The sequence below is a fragment of the Dyadobacter ginsengisoli DSM 21015 genome (genome assembly GCF_059568735.1).
Genome location: NZ_JCANTY010000007.1, coordinates 22888 through 45893, shown reverse-complemented (window position 1 = coordinate 45893; position 23006 = coordinate 22888). Strand labels below are relative to the sequence as shown.

The following is a 23006-nucleotide window of genomic DNA, read 5'->3' as shown; positions in this document are numbered from 1 at the left end:
TCAGGTTTGTTGATATGCTTATTCTCCCGGCAGGTTTTTATACCAGGTCTTCCAAAGAACCGCTGTTGATACCACAAATACCGCGGAGGCTGCCCATGTTTGGCCGGACATTTTCAGAACAAGAAAAACCGGGATCAAGGTAATGGCAGTCTGGGCTACGATTCCGACGCCAACATTGGCAAGGTCTCTGTGAAAATGCCGGTTTGGGATAAACAGAGGCTCTTCTCTCTGCACTTCCCGCCTCACAGGAGCCCAGAATCCCCAGGGATTGACGTTTTTATAAAATACTTTTAGCACAGCCATATCGGTAGGGGGTGTAGCCAGCGAACCGATCACCGCACCGAGCAATGAAATCATGAGTATGAGTGGGAAATAATACAGCGGGAGGGTGCCCTGGAAGAGGTAAGGGCATAATAATGCACAAATGATGCCGGATAACATTCCCCAGAAGAAACCTGAACTATTGAAACGCCACCAGTACCATTTGAGTACATTAGAAGCAATATAGCCGCCATATAAAGCTGACACGATCCATTGGAGGGTGCTGTTTACATCCCTGGCAAATAAGCCCATCAAAATACTAACGAAGACGATAATGAGGCCGGTTGTATAACTCACCTGGCTGATCTGCCTGCTGCTGGCCTGAGGGCGGATGGATTTGAGATAAATGTCATTGACAAAATATGCCTGTGCCGCATTGAAAGTGCCGGCGAAAGTACCCATGAAGGCGCCCATCAGGCTTACTAATACCAAACCCAGTAAACCGGACGGGATGTAGGTATTCAGGACTGCCGGAAGGAGTCGTTCAAAGTCGGTTCCTGATGGCGTAGCTATATCCAGATTTTGAAAGTATAACAAACCGAGCACTGTAATGCCGGTAATGAACAAGTACCGGGTCGGCAACAGGACGATATTGACGATCATACTCATCAGAGCGGCTTCCCGTGGAGATCGGGCGGATAGTATTTTCTGCATGTCATAATTGGGAGCTGGCCCGGCGAGGCTTGCAAGGATTCCTTTGGCGGCCATTAGCACAAAAAAATAGCTGAATGGGGAAAAACGATCTTCACGCAATTTGGCAGCAGCGGCAGGCAGGCGTTCATTCCAGTCGAGATCAAGATCTTTGCCGAAAAACAGGTCCGTCCAACCCGCAGGTACGGGTAAATAACCCGTGCCCGGAAGAGCTGTATAGGCCATTGCCGCAACCGATATGCAAACGATCGTCATAATGAAGTAATGCAGCATGTCAGCCCAGACGATACTCTTCATTCCTCCCAGTAGTGCATAGCAGGCGGTAAATAACGTAAAAATCACTCCATAGAAATGGGCGATATGGCCTGCGGGCAATGTAAAAGGTACGAATGGACTGATGAGCTTCCAGGGGATGAAGATTTCGATAAACTTGCCTAATCCGGTGAAACCATAAACCATAAAGCTCAGGCAGCTCAGCAACGCAAAAATGATGATGATCTTATGGGCAAGCCCCGCGTCATTACGCTCTCCGAAGCGGAACAACATCCACTCCGCCCCGGTGGCGGCATTGGATCTTCGCAGCCATAACGATAGGTAGATCATCATAAATACCTGGTTGAAAACCGGCCACAGCCAGGGTAGCCAAACGCTTTTTACACCATAGACAAACATAATGGCGACCATCCATGCCGTACCCGAAAGGTCGAACATCCCCGATGCATTGGAAATGCCCAGCATCCAGAACGGCATAGACTTGCCGCCCAGGAGATAGTCGTTTTTACTTCTGGCGGCTTGTTTTTTCAGGTATATCCCAATAAACATGACCGCCGCCAGATAGAGCAGTATGACGAGGAGGTCGATCGCCTTGATCTTCATGGGCGAACCTGCAAGTTCAGTTTACACATGTCCGAGGCGGATGGCAGCTGGCAGGCTCGGTACAAACTTATTGACAAAACCGGGGCAGGATATAATACTTTTTTATCCATGATTAGACCAATACTAACAAGTTATAGGGTTGCAGAGGGTTAATAGTCAGGAGAATGGTGTGTTTTCAGAGAGGATAACTTACCACATGCAAGCTGGCATTAGTAACAATTTATCTTTAAATTGTTACCTCAATATAGTAACCACGCACTAACCTGTTATTCCATTCTAAATTTAATTTAAAAATACCATTTAGCCTATGAGTGAAATTTACCGCGAGATTACCCCATTGACCCAATACGACTGTTTTACTGTTTTTGACCGGAGAAAAACCACTTTCGATTTCCCTCTCCATAGCCATGAGGAATTCGAACTGAACCTGATCCTGTCCGGCAAAGGTGTGAAACGGGTCGTCGGAGATCATACAGAAGTGATCGATGATGCTGAACTGGTGTTGGTGGGTAACAATTTGCCACACGGGTGGCTCACCCATTCTTATAGGTGGGAAGAAGGAATGCCTGAAATCAAGGAGGTGACTGTGCAATTTCACCGGGATCTGTTCGACGACAAATTCCTGAAGAGAAACCAGTTGTTCTTTGTAAGATCGTTACTCGAAAAGTCGGCCAAGGGAATTTCGTTTTCAAGAGAGACGATAGAAAGGATCAAGCCGAGGCTTACGACGCTGGCGGAGAAAAGCGGCTTCGATTCCATGCTGGAATTGATGTCTATCCTGCATGACTTGTCAGTTTCCCGCAATATGCGCACGTTGTCGAACAGCACTTTTACCGAAGAAAATGTCAACTTCAACAGCCGCAGGATCGAAAAGGTATTTGCCTACATGCGCGATAGGTACGACAAGGATGTGAATCTGGCGGAAGTAGCGAAGCTGGCGGGAATGTCGGAAGTATCGTTCAGCAGGTTTATTAAAAAACGAACGGGAAAGACCTTTGTCGAAAGTCTTAATGAGATTCGGCTGGGGCATGCTTCGAGATCGCTGATCAATACAACCAATACGATTTCCGAGATCGCCTACAAATGCGGGTTCAACAACCTTTCGTATTTCAACCGGATTTTCAAAAGCAGGAATGGCTGTACGCCGAAGGAGTTCCGGGACAACTATTCAGGGAGGAGGACTTTTGTTTAGGAGGTGTGGAAGCCGAGAAGTTTAGAGTTGATGAGTTTAATGTGAGCAGAGGAGCCATTGAATCGGGACATCCATAAAGAATAAAGAGTTCAAAGCTGCGGAACAATCCCGAACTTTGAACTCTTTACTTATAAAATTCTGAATCTTATCCCCTAGACTTTGAGCATCCAGCCGAAGACATCTTCTTCTTTGCCGGTGCGGAGATCCGTGAGGAAAGTCTTCACTTTGTTCACAAATGAATCTTCCTTGATTTCAGGTAACGGGTAATCGACACCTTCGTAAGCAATAGTTGCGAATGGGGAAATTACCACGGCTGTTCCTGCCCCGAATGCTGCTTCCAGTCGGCCTTCTTTCAATGCGTCGATGATTTCTTTCACGCTGATGCGGCGTTCTTCCACGGGAATGCCCCAGTGCTGAGCCACAGCGACAATGCTTTTCCGCGTGATACCGTCCAACGTTGTTTCAGAAACGTGCGGAGTCAGCAGTTTGCCATCCAATACGAACATGATGTTCATCGTACCCGATTCTTCAATGTAAGCATGATCACGGGCGTCGGTCCAGATCAGCTGATCGTAGCCTTCCTGCTGGGCCAGTTTGGCGGGATACAGCGAACCTGCGTAGTTACCTGCGCATTTGGTCGCACCCACACCGCCTTCGGCAGCACGGATGAAATGCGTTTCCACTTTCACCCGGGGAGGTTTGGCATAATAAGTGCCTACGGGGCTGGTGAAAATGATGAAATAGTATGAATCTGACGCCTTGACACCAATGTAAGGGTCAGTAGCAAACATGTAAGGACGAATGTACAGCGAGCAGCCGGGCTGGGAGGGTACCCAACCTGCATCGAGACGAAGCAGCTCGGTGAGGCCGTTCATGAAAATCTCTTCGGGAATCGTCGGCATGCAAAGGCGCTCGGCCGATTTGTTGAGCCGTTTCCAGTTGTCGATGGCGCGGAAAAGAAGGACTTCGCCTGCGTCATTTTTATAGGCTTTCATTCCCTCAAAAATAGCTTGTCCGTAATGCAGTGCGGCGGTTGCGGGGCTAAGTGAGAGATCACCGTAAGGGACAATACGAAGGTCTTGCCATTGGCCTCCTCGGTATTCGGCGATAAACATGTGGTCGGAGATGTTCCGTCCAAAAACGAGGTTGTTGAAGTCAACCTCCTGCAAACGGGATTGGGTGGTTTGCTGAACTTCTATTTGTACTGTGTCGGCTGTCATGATGCCAAAAATTTAATTTTTCAAACGCTTTCCGAAGCTTACAATCAGAAAAAAGGCAGGATTTGGAGACCCCGGCGCATTCTTTCTTAAGTCCCGCAATTTAAAAAATTAAATCTGTAAATAATTGATATTTAGTATAACAATTATTTTTGGCGAATAACCCGAGGTTGCCACGTAACTTCTTCAATGCCTAACTCGTACGTCATAGCCCGGCACAGCATGAAAAGGTAGTCGGACAGGCGGTTGAGATATCGGATTACGATGGGCTCTATTTCCTCGCCCTGCTGCAAATGGATCACGCTTCGCTCTGCACGGCGGCAGACGGTTCGGGCAATGTGTCCGTACGAAACCGAAGGGTGTCCGCCTGGCAGGATGAACGATCGGAGCGGTGGCACATTCGCGTCGATCCTGTCCATTTCTTTTTCGAGCAACGTTATGTCCTCATCGTAAAGGTCGGGCAGGATTTTCTTTTTCTGATCGGATTCGGATGCCAGGTGGGAGCCGATCGTGAACAGGCGGTCCTGAATTTCTTTGAGCACGTCTTTCCGGTTTTCGTTGACAGGCTGGTCGCGCAGCATACCTATGTAGCTGTTGAGTTCGTCGATTGTGCCGTATGCGTCTATCCGCACATGTGCTTTGCTGAGGCGTGTGCCACCGATGAGAGAGGTTGTCCCTTTGTCACCGGTTTTGGTGTAGATTTTCATTTGTAGTGAGATCAAAAAGAGTTCTGGGGCAGTTTTGATAAGTACGTTTGTATCAATGACGGCCTTACATTTACTCATCAAAGTGTGGAGGTTTTGTTCTGAAATGGGCGGATTCAAGTTGCTTGTAATTGGCTTTCGTAACTCCTTTTTCAGCAGCTGCGGCATCTGCCTCGTCAAACAACCTTTGACTCAGGTGATTAACTAGCACCCGTCTGATTTCCACCAATTCTTCATCCGGGATGTTCCGGTTAAACATCCTGAGGAGAGCTATCTGAACCTCATTTAGGCCTGAAAATTGTGGTTTTGGTTTCATGTCCAGGTTGATGTCAAATTTCAAATTTAAACCTGAGGGTTGAATAGATCGCCTTCAATTAGGTTTTGGAAGCTTCCCAACCTAATTTTGCACCCTGATTTACTATGGCGAAAAAACCTCTCTAAAAGGTTACTAATTCATGAAAGTTACAACATTTGCAATAAAGATCTGGCGTTGGGCATCTTTATTATTCGTTATCGGCGCCCTTGTCTGGACATACTCTCTTTTTCCCGAAATGGTGGCGGTCGACTTCTCGGACAGCGGCCTGGCAGAGCGGTATGTGGATAAGGAACACGTTTTTTACATTGTAATGGGCCTTTTTCTGCTGAACAATGTCGTGATAACAGGGATCGCGCGTCACATACCCAATGTGGATCCCATGTACCTGCCGATCCTGAAACGAAAAGAGTGGGCTGCCCACCGTGCCGAATTGAGCGAACACCTCACCAATTGGCTGTTTTGTCTGGTAGCGGTGATCAATACGATCATCGGGTTTAGCCTCATGGCCCTGGCAACGATTAACAGCACGAGCTATAAGCTGGATGTGTTTGATTTTTCCTGGCTGTATTACGCCAGCCTCGTGCTGGTGCTGTTTGTATTCCTGCTTCCGTTGCGGTTGTTGTGGCCCCCGGTTCCGGAAGATAAACTTTAATGAACCTGCTGATGGAAGAAGCCAAAAGGATCGGATCGGATGTAGACGCATTGTGGTGGCGCGAGGCGGAAGCGATAGACCTGCAAAGCTATGTATATGATCTCCCCGATGCGCGGATTGCCAAATATCCCATGGAGGTAAGGGACCAGTCAAAACTGATGGTCTACGAGCAGGGGAATATATCGCATTGGCGATTTTCGGATCTGCCTTCCCGGTTGCCGGCAGATACGCTGCTCGTTTTCAACGATACCAAGGTAATACCAGCCCGGGCGCATTTCAGAAAACCGACCGGTGCCGTTATCGAGCTGTTGCTGCTCCATCCCGAACTTCCCACCCGCATTATCAACGATGCGATGCTGGTGAAGCAGTCCTGTGTGTGGGAATGCATGATCGGAAATAAAAAGCGTTGGAAGCAGGGTGATGAGCTCGTGAGTCAGATCGAAGTCAATGGCAACCCGGTGAGGCTGACTGCCGTTTACCACGATTACGAGCATAATCTGGTGAGGCTGACCTGGGATTGCGACCTGAGCTTTCTTGAAATCATCAAGGCATTAGGCCAGATACCACTACCGCCCTATCTGAACCGCGACACCGAGGAGCCTGATCTTGAAACCTATCAAACGGTTTACGCGCATTATGACGGCGCGGTAGCCGCGCCTACGGCCGGCCTGCATTTTACACCTGAGGTATTCGATGCGCTGGACAAAAAAGGCATACGGCGGTCTTTTCTTACACTACACGTCGGAGCGGGCACATTTCAGCCGATCAAGGTAGAAAAGGTGACCGAGCACCGGATGCATTCGGAGCAGGTTGTTTTTACAAGAGCGCTGATCGATGATCTGCTACGGTCTGTTGACCACATTGTACCCGTGGGTACAACGTCACTGCGTTCACTCGAAAGCCTTTACTGGTATGGCGTCAAACTGTTCCGGAAGGAGACCAGGGAGTTCAGCATTGACAAGCTTTATCCCTATCCATTTAATGAGGATGAGTTGCCGACTGCCCGGCAGTCTCTGCAGGCAATAGCAGGATATATGGATGCCGAAGGGTTGAGTGAGGTTGTAGGAGAAACGGAAATTTTTATCTTTCCCGGTTACCGGTTCAGGTTATGCCGCGGGCTTGTCACCAATTATCACCAACCCGGCTCAACGCTGATCCTGCTCGTAGCGGCATTTGTTGGGGCAGACTGGAAGCAGGTTTACTCAGAAGCTTTGGAGAAAGACTACCGGTTTTTGAGTTATGGGGATTCTTCCCTGCTTTGGCGCAATGAAGGCCATCCTTAATTTTACCTGAAATACTTTTCCTGTAATTTATTTCCTGATGACGACCGCAATAAGAGATACGCATCGTTGGCTGAAAGGAAATACAAGGTCGAAGAATACTTCGAAATGGAGTAGGAAAGTGAAATCCATCATGAATTTTATGACGGGGATGTATTTGCCATCGCAGGTAAAGCCCTGAATCATAATAGGATAGTGGCGAGAGTCCGAATGCCTTTGAGTAACCCATTTCAGGCTGGCGGCTGTAATGTTTTTTCAGAAAATGTCAAAGTGAAAATCTTGGATTTAATCCCTGCTCATTTTACAGAGATAACTTTACTGACTGCGGAGACCCCATTTTCATTAAATGCTTCAATAGCAAAATAGTAAGGTACTCCCACATTCAAGGCCCGTAGCTCGAACGTGTTGGGTTCGTCATGCCAGAACTGATAGGTTTGATAAAGTTTGTCGGGAGCGATACCCCAAAGCACATTATAACCGGTTGCCCCTGGTACTTTTTCCCATTTCAGATCTGCATTGCGTGCATCTTTCTGGCGGACTGCCGAAAAGTGGTCGGGAGTTGACGGTGCTTTCCCTAAGCCATTTCCAAAAATCCTGAATTCGCTGATTGCGAGAATGGGCGAGCCTACATATATATGCTCGTACCGCACGTAGCGGGCACGGACCGGAGCTGACAACTCGATATAGGCGCAGGGGCGGTCGCGTTTCTGCTCGTGCGTAAGGTCGCTGGCCAGGTCCCATTTTTTACCGTCTTTCGATGTCCATATCTTGAATTGGGTGTAAACCTTTTCAGCTTTGTTGTCAAAAATGTCGGATTCGTGGTCGGTGTAATTAATCTGCACAGCCTTAACGTCCTGTTCGCCCAGCAAATCGATGGTCAGGGTTTCTCCTTGCTTGTTTTGCTTCGCTGCCCAAAATGTCCGTGGATTTTCGTCGGTAATTTTTTGTGCGGCCATTGTATCGAGTGTGGACGACGCTACGGCTGGTTTCTTATAAGAGAGCAGCATCCAGCCCGTAAAAAGTTCATCCCCTTTTCCCTGCCAGGTCTTGTCGGGTATTCGGTGCGGAAAATCCCCGAAACGGGTATTTGCAAACATTTGTCCGTCCTTGTCAAACCCAGCAGGGTACCGGACGATCCGTCGCTCCATGGCCCAGTTCAGACCGATCCACGATGTTCCGGTGTTCCAGTAGTTGCCAAAATTGTCTTGAAAAGTATTCCCATGTCCTGCACCGGTGGCAAATCCCCCTGGCTTATAGGAGACCGGGTTATAGGGAGCATAAGTGAATGGTCCCAGCGGCGCGTCGCTGACGTACGTGCCATTGGCATACACATTATACTCCGTCCCCGGAGCGCCGTATTGCAGATAGTATTTCCCTTTATGTTTGGTCATCCACGCACCTTCAGTAAATGGTTTGAAAGGATCGGAGTGGTTGGGTCCAAATCTTTCCCAGCCGTGCTCGTACGGATTTAGCCAGAACATGGATTGGTATTGTCCCTTGAATGCAAGCCGCTTGGAATAGTCGAGTTCCGAACCGAAAATGGGGTAAACGTTGGAAGAACCCCAATACATGTACCATTTGTCGGTATCGGGGTCGTGGAACAATGCAGGGTCCCAGGGACCAATGTCCTTGGGCAGGCGCGGCGTCCAGCGATTGTAAAATTCCCAAATGCCTTTCTCAGGTGCCACTGAATACAATATGGGACGGGATTCGAATGTAGATTGAAACAAAAACAAAGTATCCCGGACCGAAACGGCAGCAGGTGCACACATATCCTCAAAAGGCCAGCGGTTGGCGGTCAGGTATTGCCAGTGCAGCATGTCTTTGGAGTGCCAGTACCCGCCCGAAATGGTTACAAACAGGAAGTACTCGCCCTTGTGATTGATGATCACCGGGTCTGCGCCGGAGCGGTAGCTGATGTTATCGTTGAGCTGTTCAAAATTGTATTTGTAATCGATATCCATCGGGTTACAATAGGTCGTTTGACCAAAACCGGCCAAGGGACCCCAAAACAGCAGCAAAACACGAAATAGCAAAGACGACCGTGACGACATGATTTTGTTGATGACAGGGTGCATGAAAATCTTTCAATCATGCAAAATTATACGTTTTTGGATCAATAATTCCTTCAATGCTCAAAAGCATCCGGTCATTGGAAGTTTTGAAACCGATAACCTTTACCTTTGCGGTTCGATTTTGAAATAAGCAACAGTTTTTAGAATGGCGATTGATTTTATAGAAGAATTGCGCTGGCGGGGCATGCTGCATGACATGATGCCGGGAACCCATGAACAACTTCAACAGGAGATGACGTGCGGCTATATCGGTTTCGATCCAACGGCACCTTCATTGCACATTGGTAATCTCGCTACGATTATGCTCCTGGTGCATTTCCAGCGGGCAGGGCATAAGCCTATTGCATTGATAGGAGGTGCCACAGGCATGATCGGCGACCCGTCATTTAAGGCGGCGGAGCGTTCTTTCCTGGATGAGGATACATTGAGGATCAATCAGGAGGGTATCCGCAGGCAGCTGGAACAATTCCTCGATTTTGACAGCGGGGAAAACTCAGCCGAAATGGTCAATAATTACGACTGGTTCAAGGATATCGGCTTTTTGCAATTCCTGCGCGATGCCGGCAAGTTTTTGAGTGTCAATTATATGATGTCCAAAGATTCGGTCCGGAAACGGCTTGAAACGGGTATTTCGTTTACCGAATTTTCATACCAGCTTTTGCAAGGCTACGATTTTTATCATTTATATAAAAATAAGAACGTCCGGCTGCAAATGGGTGGCTCAGACCAGTGGGGCAACATTACGACCGGCACGGAAATCATCCGCAGAAAGGAAGGCGACGAGGAAGGATATTTCAAAGCCTACGCATTGACGACTCCGCTCGTGACCAAATCGGATGGGTCCAAATTCGGGAAAAGCGAGGGCGGTAATATCTGGCTGGATGCCTCGAAAACGTCGCCATACCAGTTTTACCAGTTCTGGTTGAATCAGAGCGATGACGATATGCCGCGTTACCTGCGTGTATTTTCGCTGAAAGGCCGCGAGGAAATAGAAGCACTGGAAGCGAGCCATGCCGGCGAGCCGCATTTGCGCATTATGCAAAAAGCACTGGCTTCTGAGCTGACGATCCGCATCCATTCTCAAAAAGCTTATGACCTGGTATTGAAAGCTTCGGAAGTACTCTTTGGCAAAGCAACATTGGAAACTTTGCAAAGCATTGCCGAAGATGAGTTCGATGCGGTTTTTGAGGGCGTTCCCCAAACGGAGATTACACGTTTGGAATGGGATGAGTGCATAAATCTTACCGATCTCATTTCGACCGTGACGAGATCCGAGATTTACACATCCAAAGGAGAAGCACGGCGTGCGATACAGCAGAATGCGGTTAGTATCAATAAAGTTAAGGTCACTTCCGCTGAACAGCCGACAACGGACTTTGCATTGTTACAAAACAAGTTTCTCCTGGTTTCGAAAGGAAAGAAGAATCACCTCATCAAAGTGATTTAAAGCGTTCACGGGCTTGGCCGGTTGCGATGACTAGCCAAGCCTGTCGAAGCTGAAAATAGCAGCATCCTTGTTTTTCTTACCAGCAACCAGATCGGTAATGAGCTCCGCGGCAATGATGCTGAACAAAATACCATTACCGCCGAAACCCAATGCGAACCAGGTATTCGGGTGTTCTTTCACACTGCCGATAAATGGCAGTCCGTCTTCGGTTTCGGCAAAAGTTCCGCACCAGGCATAATCGGTCACGAAGGGCAGCAAGGGGAACATTTTTCGTGCGTTCTGCTCCAGTTCTTTCGCTTTGCGGTGAAGCAACTTATCTCTTTTGACCGCGCTCTGGAACATTTCATCTTTTCCGCCAATGAGCACCCTGTTGTCTTCCGTTGTCCGGAGATATAAGTAAGGACGGGCACTTTCCCACAGCAATGCGTTTTTATACCACAGTTCTTTTTCCTGCATGATTGGCTTGCTGACGATCGCATAAGATGAATGCAGTCTCACAAAGTTGCGGGAGATGAGTTTTTGAGATTCATAGCCTGCAGCCACGATGAGTTTTTGGGTTTTGACAGCCACACCATTGTCGAGGATGAGCGAGACTCCGTTTCGTTCGTGGCTGATGTCCATGATCTCTACGGTGTCATACACACGCGCGCCCTTCCCGATACAGTCCTGAAACAGTGCGTGAGCAAGTGCGTAGGCATCCACCTGTGCGCCTTCGTGGGAAAGAATAGCGCCGCTTTTCCGGATACCGGGGAAATGGGACCTTAATGTGGCCTGGTCCCACCAATCTACGTCGATGCCGATCTTTTTACGGACTGCGTATTCTTTTTCCAATGCAGGCAGGTCGTCCTTTTTGGAAGCATAGTACACGCTTTTTTTAAGAGAGAACCCGGTTTTGACCGGCAACGAGTCAACAATTTTGCGGGCTTTGTGAATGGCTTCGACGCAAAGGAGGTAGCTGCGTACGGCTTTTTTTTCTCCGATGAGATTGATCAGGTCCGTTAGCATGGTATCGATTTCATATTGCAGTAATGCCGTCGAACCCGAGGTACTGCCCATGCCGATGTGCCGTTTTTCGAGTACTACTACGGGGAAGCCAGCCTGGGTCAGATGCCAGGCGAGTAAAGCGCCTGTAATGCCGCCTCCCATGATCACGATTTCCGAAGTGATGTTTTCCGATAGCGCGGGGTACGACTGCAAGGCCCCATTCTTGTAAAACCAATGAGGCTGTCCACTGAGTAGATCCATTGAGAAGTTGATTGTCTGAATGAATCTAACAGTTAAAAATCTGTACCAGTGTGGTAATGCCGCCTCAGGAACGGGAAAACGTTGCAGGCAAGATCTACGCTGCCCGGAAATCGGCTGGACTGATCAGCTTTTACCTGAAAACGTATTCAATACCGGCGCTGCAGTAGGGTTATACTGGTACGACTGCCAGGTGTGGTCTTCATAAATCTCGACGATGCGGTACCCTTTGTAGGCCGTTCCCCAGTTGCCGCCGAAGTGGCCATCGAAGAAATAGGGTTTTTTACCGTACATTTTGGTACTGTCCTGGTCGTGGTCGTGACCATTGAAGATAGCCTTTACATTGGGCGTACTTTCAAACAGCTCGATCACCTCCTTACATTCGATCCCATTGACAGTCCATTTGGCCGGGGTGATGTGCAGGAATACAAAAATACCTTTCTTGTCCTTGTACTTTGCCAGTTCATTACGCAGCCAGGTCGCATCCGGGCACACATATTCTCCTTTTTCATTGGATGTATCGCCTACAACGAACGCATATTCTCCCTTGGCAAAACTGTGGTTGGTCGGGTAGCCCCAGGTGCTTTGCCATACGTCCAGGCCTACTTTATCATGGTTTCCACGGCTGACGTAATAGGGTACGCTGAGGTTCGAAACCGTGCTTTTGAAGTCGTACAACAAGGTAGGATCGTCGTGGATAAGGTCACCGTTGAAAAACAGGAAATCCACTCCTTTCTGTAACTTTTCGCGGTTTACCCAACTTATCAGATCCGAATGGAAAGTCTTGAACTCGGTATTAGGCTGTCCGAAGTGGCCGTCCGAAGCGACTATGAAACGGAGGGAGATTTTTGCAGCAGGCTGGGCAATGGCCTGGTTCGACAGATATGGAATTCCTGATAATGCGGGTAGGAGCTTCAAAAAAGTCCGTCTCTGAAAAGTCATGGGTAGAGGTTTTTGCTGTTTGTACAGGGGTATTTATAAACTCAAAAATAGTTATTCATCCGTGATATTTTCTTTATTCTTGCACGTTGTTAAGATTATTTAATATAAAAAGGAAGACATGGATCGGCTGATATTGCAAAAAGCGGCGTCCTACTGTGCCTACCAGGAACGGACGCAGGAGGAGGTCCGGCAGCGGCTCAGGAAATGGAATGTGTGGGGAGATGAGGCCGATGAACTGATTGCCGAACTGATTTTGATGAACTACCTGAGCGAGGAGCGTTTTGCCAAAACCTACGCAGGTGGGAAGTTCCGCATGAAGAATTGGGGAAAGATGAAGATCCGGCAGGAACTCAACCGGCGTGGACTAAGTACCTATAGCATTGAAAAAGGAATGAACGAGATTGGGGACGAAGATTACGTAGCGGGATTGAAAGAGCTCCTGACCAAAAAGAAAGACCTGCTATCGAAAACAGAAACCGACCCCTTCAAGCTAAAACAGAAACTGGCAAGATTCGCGCTCGGAAAAGGTTATGAAGGGGAGCTGGTGTGGAAGGAGCTAGGCGAGCTATAAGTCGTATTCATTCAAAACGATGTCAGTCTGATTTCTATCATAAAACCGGGCAACCTGTCAAAATCACTTGGTTTTGTCATAGCAATCAGACTGACAATGCGCTCAGACCGACAGCAGTAACCGGAGCAAAGCTATTTTTTGATTCATTAGAAATCAGAATCGAAAGAAATCTTGTGAGCAGAATCCTTATCCTTCACACCGCTCATAACGCCCGCTTTCTGATATTCTCCCACCCGTTTTTCAAAGAAGTTGGTTTTGCCCGGAAGTGAGATCAATTCCATGAAGTCGAACGGATTCGCAGAATTGAATTGTTTGGGGCATCCCAGTCTTTCGAGCCAGAAATCGGCGATGTACTCAATATACTGTTTCATCAGTTCCGCATTCATGCCGATCAGCGATACAGGCAGCGACTCGGTCACGAATTCCTTTTCGATCTCAACGGCATCCAGCATAATCTCGATCACGCGTTCTTGCGGCAGCTGATTTACGATGTGTTTGGTATAAAGCAGACACGCGAATTCACAATGCAAACCTTCATCGCGTGAGATCAGTTCGTTGGAGAACGACAGTCCCGGCATCAGGCCGCGTTTTTTCAGCCAGAATATGGAGCAGAAAGATCCCGAGAAGAAAATCCCTTCAACCGCGGCGAAAGCGATAATGCGTTCTGCAAATACCGGGCTGTTGATCCATTTCAATGCCCATTCGGCTTTTTTCTGAACACAGGGGATGGTCTCGATAGCACGCAGGAGACGGTCCTTCTCCACAGAGTCCTTAATGTAAGTGTCGATCAGCAATGAGTAGGTTTCGGAGTGGATGTTTTCCATCGCGATCTGGAAACCATAGAAGCACTTAGCTTCCGCATATTGTACTTCACTCAAAAAGTTGACAGCGAGGTTCTCATTGACGATTCCGTCGGAGGCCGCAAAAAATGCCAGTACGTGAGAGATGAAATGCCTTTCACCATCAGAAAGATTCTCCCAATCCTTCATATCCTGAGACAAATCTATTTCCTCGGCTGTCCAGAAAGACGCCTCGTGACGTTTGTACATTTCCCATATATCGGAATGTTTGATAGGGAACAAAACAAACCGCAAGGGGTCTTCGATCAACAGGGGCTCCTGTCTGGTAAGTTCTTGTGACATAGTTAATTTGAGTATTTTACGGAGATCAGAATTATATAACGTTAGTACTTGCCGTTGGCTAAGAAGGCCGGGCCGGAAGAAAACAAAGCTACGCGCTTTGGGCTAAAATTCAAACAACCATCACGAGATGAGGCCCGGGAAATAATGCTCTCTGTCCATTTTATAAATAATGCCGGTGAGTGTCTCCCGAATCCGAGTATAACTGTCAGGCAAGCTAGTTTGGTTGTCTGCCCCTGGAAATATTTCCACTACTCTTAATATCTTGATTTATGCCCGTTACTGGCCTGAGCAGGTACCTCAACCTGTTCCACAACATCGGTAATCCCTTTGAGTATCTTCTCGATAAATTCCGTGACCGGGGCAGAACGCTACACTTTGTCTCGAAACCCAACAGATTGACGTTTCCGGTACCCGCAAGCCTCTATCTGGTGTTTAAAGAAATTTTCATGTCCGACGTATATAATATCAGAACCCTGACTGCGATATTGCCGGACAATCCGCTTATCATCGATGTTGGCGCAAATGCCGGTTTTTTTGACGTACTGCTTTTATCTAAAATAAAGAATGCCCAAATTTATGCGTATGAGCCTTTGAGCAGTAATGTTGAGCTGATGCGCTCACTTGCTGCATCCAATCAGCGTTTTGATATGAGCGTGGCCATTAGCCCTTTTGCAGTCACGGGAACCTCCTGTGAAATGTTGCGCATATACGCGCAGGATACGGAGGAAAATCAGGTAGTGGCCTCTTCGGTAAAAGATTTTAATATCCATAATGTCAAAGAGATATGGGTGCCGGCAATTTCTTTTTCAGAAATTATGGCGGATATGCCGAAAGCGAAAGTGGATTTATTGAAGATGGATTGCGAAGGAAGCGAATATGATATTATTTTTAACACCCCGCCGGAGATCATTTGCCGGATCGAAACAATGCTGATAGAGGTCCATGATATTGATAACCAGAGCAATGTAGTTATGGTTAGTCAATATCTTCATCACCTGGGATATGATGTAAATTATATTCCTATAAATGGTTTTTGCTACGCATTAGAGGCGTACAAAAGAAAATGATTGAGATAAGCATGTTAAAGAATGTTCTGATTGACTGTGAAAGAATGCGGCATCCCCATACCGGACTTTATCATTATTGTCTCCAGTTGGGTAATTCGATTCTGAAACAGATTGGTGATGAGAAGGAAAGGGTAGCATTTTATTTGCCTACTTCCGCAGAACATGCATTTGGTGAAGATGCCAATTATGTATCCCAGCATTTCATTCACAAGTTGTTTTTTCCGGACACCAAATCGGTTGACATTTGGCATTGTACATATCAGGGATCGAGATATTTTCCCTTTGGTAAAAACGTAGCTATTGTTTTGACGATCCATGACTTGAACTTCCTTTATGATGAGAGCAAGACGGAGAAAAGAGTTAAAAAATACCTGTCCCGGCTACAAACCAAAATTGACCGGGCCGATCACATCGTAGCGATTTCATTTTTCGTTCTTGAAGATTTGAAAAGGCACCTGAATTTAGGCAATAAACCCACGTCGGTAATTTACAACGGGTGTAATATTGATGATACAGGTTTAATCAGAAGACCCGAGAATGCAATTGATAAACCATTTTTGTTTACGATCGGGACTATTGCCAGCAAGAAGAACTTTCATGTATTACCGGCACTTTTGAAGGACAATGAACTACGGCTGGTTATCGCCGGTATCGATAGTAGCAGGGATTATAAAAAGACGATCATTCGGGAAGCACAAAAGCTCAATGTACTGGATCGCCTGATATTTACAGGGCCGGTGTCTGAAAATGACAAGAAATGGTATTTAAGCAATTGTACAGCATTCGTTTTCCCATCCATCGCAGAGGGATTTGGCTTGCCGGTCATCGAAGCAATGTACTATGGGAAGCCGGTGATCTTGTCGCGCTGCACTTCATTGCCTGAGATTGGGGGAGATTGTGCGTACTATTTCGATAGCTTTGAGCCCGAACATATGCGTAATGTATTGAAAAGCAGTCTGGAACATTACAAAAAAGTAAAACCCAGGGAAAAAATTCGCGAGAGGGCGAAATTTTTTTCCTGGGACAGGGCAGCTTCGGAATACCTTGATTTATATCGCAGCCTAACTTAATTCAGTTTGATAACCTGCTGATATTTCAACATGAGGCGGAAATTGTTGATCACATCGATAATACCAATATCCGACTGATGCTTTTTCATCTGTCTGTTAAAGGCTACTTTCTTAGCTTGCAGATTTCTACGATTCTTGAAGAAGTCCCAATAAGCCTCGACCTTGAAGAACTGAAGTGTGATCAAACCGAACATCACGTCGCAGAGCAGGATCTGAAGGTGCCATAGTTTCAGATCCATACCTTGTAAATGAAGGTAGTGTACGTAATACCTGTTTCTGAAATGAATTCTCTTAATTGCCTTTTTGTGGTTGTGATTTTTGGTACTGGCCGATACCTCATGGCGGCATACCGCATCATGTTCGTAATAACATTTCCAGCCAAGACGCCATGCACGGATTGAAAGCTCCTGATCTTCTCCATAATACGGATTGAACATTTCATTGAACCCGTTAATGGCTTTCAATTTTTGCGTATCCATCAATGCAATTGCACCGGACAAATAAAATGTTGGGGTGAATGTATTGATATTTTCTAAGTGGAAGAAGTCGGATGATTTAATTTTTCTTCCGGAGATTTTGGGTTCTCTCGCAGCTTCACGAATAAAATCGTCATTCATGCCAATTACTCTTCCCATTACTCCAAATGTATCTTCCAGTTCAAAATACTTATAGAGCTTTTCCATATAACCGGGCTCTAATGTTACATCCGTGTTCAAAAGGAAGATCAATTCATTGGTGGCATTTTTGATGCCGATATTGCAGGTGTCCGAAAATCCTGAATTGGCTTCTTTCCGGATTAAAGTAATTTTATCTTGATAATTTTCTTGTAAATATGCAACAGAATCGTCCGTGGATGCATCGTCAATTACGATAATCTGAACATTGGTTTCAAGATTTTGCAGAACCTTGTAATTATGCTCAAAATATTTTTGGAATAAGTGTTTCCCGTTATAATTGGGAATAACTACTGATATACTTTTCATAGACAATCGGTTATCAAGTTAGATGAAAAGTTTTTTAATACCCGATTCTTTCATACTTCCTTTTAACAGGATGGCGTTCATGATCTTCTCCATTTGTGAATTTATATAGCTCATTTCCATATCCTTACGGATATTCTTCATGCAAATATCAGACCAGCGCCGTTGGAGCTGCGTGGCTAGGAACAATGACTCTATTGTTAGGGAAATGGTTGGAAGAGGGTTGAGATGACCGGAAATTGGATCCGATCGCTTAAATATAGCCTATATACTAACAATATGGTGAAGTTTTTATTGTACTTCCTCGCAACATTGTGAACATATTAAAGTTATACCGTTGTTTCCGGAAGACGAAAAAAATAACTGGAATCTGATAAAATTCATCACTAAATCCATTTTTTTCTCCTGAAAAACCAAAGGACTACCAGCGAAGAAAAGACCATGAGAAACAGCGACAGCCAGAATCCCCAGGGCTCACCGGTTGAGGGTATGTGCTGATAATTCATCCCGAAAATACCTGCGATCAGCGTAGGCGGCATAAAGATGATCGTCACAACGGTGAAAATCTTGATCACCTGGCTCTGTTCGAGATTGATCAGACCCATAAATGTATTCTGAAGGTATTCCAGCCTTTCAAAATTGAAAGTCGTGTATTCGAGCAGAGAATTGATGTCTTTAAGTATGATCCGGAGATGCTCCTTGCGGTCTTCGGGAAAATACTGACTGCGGAGGATGCCGGAGAGAACGCGCTGTTTGTCGATGCTCGTTTCCCTGAGCATCATAGTGATTTCCTGTAAGCCGCTGATCCGGATCAGCACTTCCTGTCGTGTTTTTTGTTCATGCGTCAGGTCTTTGCTGATGGATGAAACGTCTCTTGAAATTCCTTCCAATGCATCCGCATCGGCCTCGATGCGCGTTTCGAGCAGCAGCAGCATAAAATCAACCCCACCCTGAATTCCTTCCGGGCTGACCTTCATTTTTTTTACCGTGTCTGCAAATGTCTTAGAATCGCCGCGCCGGTAGGTAAACAGCACATTCTGATGGAGGATGAATGAAACCGGGTAAGTTTCATAGCCTTCATGCTCAATTTTGAGAAAGTTGGAGTTCGCGTTGATCGTTTCGTTCTGCTCGAAGAAACGCGAGCTGCTTTCGATTTCTACAATTTCCTGGGGAGTTTGGAAGCTGATATTACATTTGTTCTCGACCCATTCCTCCTCCTCGGCTGATGGCGATTGCAAGTCGACCCAGATCAGATTCCTGACCTTGCCCAGTTCGCGGATATCGTTTTCCCGCTTGATGACTTTACCCTCCTTATAGAATATGCGTACCATGCGTTAAAGTTGGGGAAAAAAGCGTACGTAGAAAACCGATGGCAAGGTTTTTCTGCTTTTGATGGAAGTTAGTCGTAATTTTGTGCGATGCAAAATACAGCTTCTCCCGGAATATTTACGACGCAGTTCTGGTTGCTGGGCCTCAGCTCGTTTTTATTCTCTTCGAGTTTCAATATGCTCATTCCCGAGCTTCCGGGATACCTTTCTGCGATGGGAGGCGCGGAATATAAAGGTGCAATTATCGGGCTTTTTACACTTACAGCGGGTCTGTCCAGGCCATTCAGCGGCAGACTTACCGACCGGATAGGGCGTGTTCCTGTAATGGCGTTTGGTTCTCTGGTCTGCTTTGTTTGCGGATTTCTGTATCCCGTTTTCACAACAGTAATGCCGTTTCTGCTACTAAGGCTCGTCCATGGATTTTCAACCGGTTTCAAGCCGACAGGGACTGCTGCTTACGTCGCTGATATTGTACCGGCCACGCGCAGGGGGGAAGCAATGGGCATTCATGGCATGTGTATGGGGGTGGGCTCTGCCTTTGGTCCGGCCATCGGAAGTATGATCGGTCAGATGTTTTCGTTGAATGCATTGTTTTATACCTCGTCATTGCTGGCTTTTCTCTCTATTGCCATCCTTTTGAACATGAAGGAAACATTGCAGGAAAAACAGCGGCTTTCCGTCAAATCCTTTCAGATCACCTGGCGGGATATTTTTGAGCCTGATGTGTTCAGTCCCGCGCTTATAACATTTTTATGCTATTTTGGTTTTGGGGCAGTTTCTACGGTAACACCTGATTTTAGTGGGTATCTGGGACTGCAGAATCGGGGCCTGTATTTTATGATGTTTACGGTATCGTCCATTATGGTTCGGCTTTTTGCAGGCAAAATTTCGGACAGGCACGGCAGAATGCCGGTAACGATCGTCGGTTGTATCGTTCTGATCATAGCGATGATCATCACCGGTTTCGCAGATTCCGTAGCATTGTTCCTGGTTGGTGCATCCTTTTTTGGAGTTGCGATGGGCATTCTTTCGCCGGTTCTTTCCGCCTGGACGGTCGATCTGAGTGGCGATCATAACCGGGGGCGCGCTATTGCCACGATGTTCATTTCATTGGAAGCCGGTATTGGGCTGGGCGCATTCCTTTCAGCAGCATTGTTTGAAAACCAGCGACAGAATCTTCCATTAGTGTTTTTCTGCATGGCCGGCTTCGCGTTTGCGGCACTCTCCTATGTCGTAACTATTTATCAGTTCAAAAAGCGTCGTGCCCGTGTTATTTGACGACACCTATCAATGTATAGCCGGGCCGGCAGAGGGTTTCTTCAAGGACAAGGGCAGCAAATTCCTGGCCTACGCCTTTCCGGTGGAGAACGATCTGCAGGCCAGGTCTCACCTGAACGACCTGTATGAACTGCATCCGAAAGCTGTACATCATTGCTATGCTTACCGGTTGGGTGCCGACAGGATGAGCTACCGCATGAGCGACGACGGAGAGCCCTCGGGGACGGCTGGCCGGCCTATTCTCAATATGCTATATTCAAAGAATGTCACTAATATATTGGTAGTAGTGGTGCGTTACTTCGGAGGAACACTGCTCGGCGTGCCGGGATTGATCAATGCGTATAAAGCCGCCACCGAAGCTGCGCTGGACGCATCCCAAATTGTTACCAGATATTATTTCAGCGTCTATAAGCTGTCATTCCAGTATCACCAGATGAATGATGTTATGCGGATCGTGAAAGATATGGAGTTGTCTGTACGTGATCAGGCGTTTGAAATCGAGTGCACTATGGAAGTGGAAGTACGTGCAACACTTGTCGAACGTTTTATGGCACGTTCTGAAAAGGTGGAAGGACTTACTGTGAAACTGTTGTGTTAGTTGTTTTCCCGTAACATCCTTACAAAATCATCCTCGTACTCTTTGATCGCTTTCAGCAACTCCTGTAATTCTTTTTCTTCAGGGCTACCTTTCTTGGCATCGAAAATTTCATCAGCCCGTTCCGAGGCTTTCTCATAATCGCTCTCATTCTTGATTTTCATAATTCCCGACAGTTGAAAAGTTTTTCAAAAATATTCAACTGTTTTCCAATGCGCAAAAAAACCGGCACGAAGGCCGGCTTTTTTGCGGGTGCATAAATGAATTCGCCGGTTTAATATCCCGGGTTTTGTGTCAGGGTGGGTTGACCGTCTTTTTGGCTGTTCAGGATTTCATCCTGTGGTAAAGGAAAGTACAGGTTTTTCTGCGTGAATGCTTTTCCAGCCATATAACCCCGCTTGTTGAACGTGCGTCCCGACGGCTCTTTACCGGGAACTGCTTCTTCCGTTGCGTATTTGTTCAATACTTTTTCGGCAATGCCCCAGCGTACGAGGTCGAAGAAACGGTGGCCTTCCATCGCGAATTCGAGGCGTTGCTCCATCCGTACCGCGTTTCTTGCATAATCAGCGCCTTTTGCAGCGAATGCTCCTGCCGGATAGGGTTCTACCTTGTAAGTTACGGTTTCATCCTGCACCGAGCCGGTTTTAGCGCGGACGCGGATTTGGTTTACCAAATCCTGCGCCACTGCCAGGTTACCCAGTTCAACTTCACATTCAGCCAACCACAGCAGTACGTGCGACAGTTTGATGAGGCGGTAGTTGTTGTTGACATTCCGCTTGCTGGTCGAGTGGGTGGTGCTGTTTTCTTCTGCCAGGTAATACATCCATTTTTTACCTGTAAACGGACCTGCATAAGCCTGGTCGCGAATCCAGGTCGAGCCTGGCATAGGACCCCAGTCGAGGAAGTTCACACCGCGGCGGCCAACAGTCCAGTCCAGGCGGGGATCTACAGGGACGGTTTTGTCCAAAGTAAATGCAGTTGAAGCAACGATTCCCTGATCGTTTGGCAAATCCACTTTATTGTAAGTATCCAATGTGCCGTCAGCAGCAGCCCCGATCATCGGAAGCCCGTTTTCTGTTTTGAATGCATTCACAAGGTTGTGGGATGGCTGGTAAAAACCGCAGCATCCACGTCCGGGAGCCGTCGCCGAGTAAGGCCAGTTCAGGTTATCGCCCGCGTTACCGTTGTTGCCGTTCGTACCGTCGTTTATGGAGAATTGTACTTCCATAATCGACTCGGTATTGTTGTTTCCGGTTGTGCGGTAGTTATCGTGGTAGTTGGCTACCAGTTTTTTACCTGAGTTTTTAACGACATCATCCAGCAATTCTTTGGCTTTGGCCCATTTTTTCTGGAAAAGAAGCGCCTTGGCGAGATATGACTTGGCTGCCCATTTTGTAGCACGGCCTTTCTGTGCTTGTGTTGCAGGAAGGTTGTCGGCTGCAAACTGGAAATCGGCTTCGATTTTACCCCAGATGTCTTCGGTATTAGGGACTTTTGTCGAATTAGGATCGCCTGCATTGTATATCTTCTCGTCAATGTAAGGCACGTTGTTCCACATTTTTTTGGCCTCAAAATGATAATGGCCGCGCAGGAAACGTGCTTCTGCAACTACCTGGGTCTTTTCGGCGTCGGTCATATCCTTCACGTTCGGATTTCCCGCGATCTGGATTACTTCGTTTGCTCTTGCAACTCCGTCGTATGAATGCCACCATTTACCGAGGAAGTAGGTGTTGTCCGAAAGCCAGTTGTATTGTTCGATGAACGATTGCTCTGGCTGGTCACCGGCGTCGGTACCTTTTACAGCATCGTCGCTGCTGATACCACCGAAAACGTAGTTCGAGATCGTCGACTGACGACCCGTGTTACCAGCACCCACACCGTCAAGCAGCGAGTAAGCTCCGATGAGCAGTGCATTCACACCGTTTTTGTTGCTGAGCTGTTCCAGCGACGCACGCCCCTGGGGTTTCAGATCGAAGAAATCGTCGGAGCAGGAGAAGCTCAGGCCGACCAACACGCATATTAATAGTGTCTTTTTCATTGTATGGTTCTATATAATGAAG

At 47.0% G+C, this 23006-nt stretch carries 21 protein-coding genes; 9 read left to right on the top strand and 12 right to left on the bottom strand.

Annotation, left to right across the window (positions count from 1 at the left end; genetic code table 11):
• Positions 1-18: 18 nt before the first annotated feature.
• Positions 19-1848, bottom strand: a complete 1830-nt coding sequence (locus BP71_RS25015) for a sodium:solute symporter family protein (protein WP_496384314.1) — start codon at positions 1846-1848, stop codon at positions 19-21.
• 307 nt (positions 1849-2155) lie between these two features.
• On the opposite strand from BP71_RS25015, the gene BP71_RS25010 reads away from it, so the two are divergent.
• The gene (locus tag BP71_RS25010) at positions 2156-3040 is read left to right on the top strand and encodes an AraC family transcriptional regulator (RefSeq protein ID WP_496384313.1); all 885 of its coding nucleotides are present in this window, start codon (positions 2156-2158) and stop codon (positions 3038-3040) included.
• Positions 3041-3192: 152 nt separating this feature from the next.
• Here BP71_RS25010 and BP71_RS25005 read toward each other — a convergent pair whose 3' ends face one another.
• The 3 genes from BP71_RS25005 to BP71_RS24995 form a co-directional block, all read right to left on the bottom strand.
• On the bottom strand, positions 3193-4260 hold the full coding sequence (locus BP71_RS25005; RefSeq protein ID WP_496384312.1) for a branched-chain amino acid aminotransferase: 1068 nt from the start codon (positions 4258-4260) through the stop codon (positions 3193-3195).
• Positions 4261-4403: 143 nt separating this feature from the next.
• A complete protein-coding gene (locus tag BP71_RS25000) occupies positions 4404-4964 on the bottom strand; it encodes a cob(I)yrinic acid a,c-diamide adenosyltransferase (protein ID WP_496384311.1) in 561 nt (186 codons plus the stop codon).
• Between the two features lie 70 nt (positions 4965-5034).
• A complete protein-coding gene (locus BP71_RS24995; protein WP_496384310.1) occupies positions 5035-5301 on the bottom strand; it encodes a DUF8507 family protein in 267 nt (88 codons plus the stop codon).
• Between the two features lie 115 nt (positions 5302-5416).
• On the opposite strand from BP71_RS24995, the gene BP71_RS24990 reads away from it, so the two are divergent.
• Positions 5417-5929 carry a hypothetical protein gene (locus BP71_RS24990; protein WP_496384309.1) on the top strand — a complete coding sequence of 171 codons (513 nt, stop codon included), beginning with the start codon at positions 5417-5419 and terminating at the stop codon, positions 5927-5929.
• An 11-nt stretch (positions 5930-5940) separates the two neighbouring features.
• Positions 5941-7212: an S-adenosylmethionine:tRNA ribosyltransferase-isomerase gene (locus tag BP71_RS24985; RefSeq protein WP_496384308.1), complete on the top strand. Its 1272-nt coding sequence runs from the start codon at positions 5941-5943 to the stop codon at positions 7210-7212.
• Positions 7213-7505: 293 nt separating this feature from the next.
• Here BP71_RS24985 and BP71_RS24980 read toward each other — a convergent pair whose 3' ends face one another.
• Positions 7506-9287: a discoidin domain-containing protein gene (locus BP71_RS24980; RefSeq protein WP_496384307.1), complete on the bottom strand. Its 1782-nt coding sequence runs from the start codon at positions 9285-9287 to the stop codon at positions 7506-7508.
• Positions 9288-9435: 148 nt separating this feature from the next.
• On the opposite strand from BP71_RS24980, the gene tyrS reads away from it, so the two are divergent.
• Complete coding sequence (tyrS, locus tag BP71_RS24975; protein WP_496384799.1) at positions 9436-10731, top strand: tyrosine--tRNA ligase; 1296 nt, start codon at positions 9436-9438, stop codon at positions 10729-10731.
• A gap of 30 nt (positions 10732-10761) precedes the next feature.
• Here tyrS and BP71_RS24970 read toward each other — a convergent pair whose 3' ends face one another.
• Together BP71_RS24970 and BP71_RS24965 are read right to left on the bottom strand one after the other, a co-directional pair.
• The gene (locus BP71_RS24970; RefSeq protein ID WP_496384306.1) at positions 10762-11976 is read right to left on the bottom strand and encodes an NAD(P)/FAD-dependent oxidoreductase; all 1215 of its coding nucleotides are present in this window, start codon (positions 11974-11976) and stop codon (positions 10762-10764) included.
• A 123-nt stretch (positions 11977-12099) separates the two neighbouring features.
• The gene (locus BP71_RS24965; RefSeq protein ID WP_496384305.1) at positions 12100-12915 is read right to left on the bottom strand and encodes a metallophosphoesterase family protein; all 816 of its coding nucleotides are present in this window, start codon (positions 12913-12915) and stop codon (positions 12100-12102) included.
• A gap of 118 nt (positions 12916-13033) precedes the next feature.
• On the opposite strand from BP71_RS24965, the gene BP71_RS24960 reads away from it, so the two are divergent.
• Positions 13034-13486, top strand: coding sequence for a regulatory protein RecX (locus BP71_RS24960; protein WP_496384304.1), 453 nt, complete (start codon positions 13034-13036; stop codon positions 13484-13486).
• Between the two features lie 146 nt (positions 13487-13632).
• On the opposite strand, the gene BP71_RS24955 is transcribed toward BP71_RS24960, so the two are convergent.
• Entirely contained in the window at positions 13633-14628 is a 996-nt protein-coding gene (locus tag BP71_RS24955; RefSeq protein WP_496384303.1) for a ribonucleoside-diphosphate reductase small subunit, read from the bottom strand.
• 446 nt (positions 14629-15074) lie between these two features.
• Between BP71_RS24955 and BP71_RS24950 the strand changes: the two genes are divergently transcribed.
• On the top strand, positions 15075-15695 hold the full coding sequence (locus BP71_RS24950) for an FkbM family methyltransferase (protein ID WP_496384302.1): 621 nt from the start codon (positions 15075-15077) through the stop codon (positions 15693-15695).
• A gap of 11 nt (positions 15696-15706) precedes the next feature.
• Complete coding sequence (locus tag BP71_RS24945) at positions 15707-16765, top strand: glycosyltransferase family 4 protein (protein WP_496384301.1); 1059 nt, start codon at positions 15707-15709, stop codon at positions 16763-16765.
• On the opposite strand, the gene BP71_RS24940 is transcribed toward BP71_RS24945, so the two are convergent.
• Positions 16762-17748, bottom strand: coding sequence for a glycosyltransferase family 2 protein (locus BP71_RS24940; RefSeq protein WP_496384300.1), 987 nt, complete (start codon positions 17746-17748; stop codon positions 16762-16764). The two genes, BP71_RS24945 and BP71_RS24940, sit on opposite strands and share 4 nt — an antisense overlap.
• Positions 17749-18131: 383 nt before the next feature.
• Positions 18132-19076, bottom strand: coding sequence for a magnesium/cobalt transporter CorA (corA, locus tag BP71_RS24935; RefSeq protein WP_496384299.1), 945 nt, complete (start codon positions 19074-19076; stop codon positions 18132-18134).
• 87 nt (positions 19077-19163) lie between these two features.
• On the opposite strand from corA, the gene BP71_RS24930 reads away from it, so the two are divergent.
• Together BP71_RS24930 and BP71_RS24925 are read left to right on the top strand one after the other, a co-directional pair.
• Positions 19164-20351, top strand: a complete 1188-nt coding sequence (locus BP71_RS24930; RefSeq protein WP_496384298.1) for an MFS transporter — start codon at positions 19164-19166, stop codon at positions 20349-20351.
• Positions 20335-20949: an IMPACT family protein gene (locus BP71_RS24925; protein ID WP_496384297.1), complete on the top strand. Its 615-nt coding sequence runs from the start codon at positions 20335-20337 to the stop codon at positions 20947-20949. Before BP71_RS24930 ends, BP71_RS24925 begins: the two co-directional genes overlap by 17 nt.
• On the opposite strand, the gene BP71_RS24920 is transcribed toward BP71_RS24925, so the two are convergent.
• Positions 20946-21110 (bottom strand): hypothetical protein, encoded by a 165-nt coding sequence (locus BP71_RS24920; protein ID WP_496384296.1) that lies wholly within the window; start codon positions 21108-21110, stop codon positions 20946-20948. The genes BP71_RS24925 and BP71_RS24920 overlap by 4 nt on opposite strands.
• Positions 21111-21220: 110 nt before the next feature.
• The gene (locus BP71_RS24915; RefSeq protein WP_496384295.1) at positions 21221-22984 is read right to left on the bottom strand and encodes a RagB/SusD family nutrient uptake outer membrane protein; all 1764 of its coding nucleotides are present in this window, start codon (positions 22982-22984) and stop codon (positions 21221-21223) included.
• Positions 22985-23006 lie beyond the last annotated feature (22 nt).